The organism is Clostridium puniceum, from assembly GCF_002006345.1.
GTDB classification, from domain to species: domain Bacteria; phylum Bacillota; class Clostridia; order Clostridiales; family Clostridiaceae; genus Clostridium; species Clostridium puniceum.
The window spans coordinates 1-528 of the sequence record NZ_LZZM01000165.1 but is presented as its reverse complement, the minus strand read 5'-3'; the positions used below and the strand labels follow the sequence as shown (position 1 = coordinate 528).

The window sequence follows — 528 nt, the reverse complement described above, 5'->3', positions numbered from 1 at the left end:
CATTGAAATGGCCAATGACTCCTGACGAAGCTCTTAAAATCAACAAAGAAGAATTGAAATGGCTGCTTATGGGCTATGAAGTTAGAACTAAGTCTAAATTTAAGCCAATTGAAGTAAGAAACAGCTTTTAAAGTAAATATTAATATAAACCCTTAATTTTGAACTTTTACAAGTTTCGGAATTGAGGGTTTTGTGGTAATATATGTCTATATTTATTGTGAGGTATGAGAATGGATATTTTAGATTTTGAAGATCAACTTGATAAAAAAACAAAATTATTAATTTCTAAAATGGAAAAAGAAATTGAATCAAAAGATAAAGAAATTGATGATTTAAAAAAGGAATTGGCTTTTCTAAAAGGACAGATTCTTAATAAAAACAGAAAAATTTTCGGACAATCTAGTGAACAGGTTGATTCAAGACAGCTCTCACTTTTTAATGATGCTGAAAAAAACAGTGATCTTAAAATAGATGAGCCTACCATCGAAGAAATTACATATACAAGAAAAAAATCGTCTTCTCATTTAG

1 protein-coding gene is annotated in these 528 nt (G+C 28.2%); it reads left to right on the top strand.

What is annotated here, in order from left to right; genetic code table 11:
- Positions 1 to 230 precede the first annotated feature (230 nt).
- Positions 231 to 528 (top strand): transposase (locus CLPUN_RS12985; protein WP_198944331.1); only part of this gene is annotated, 298 nt, incomplete at its 3' end.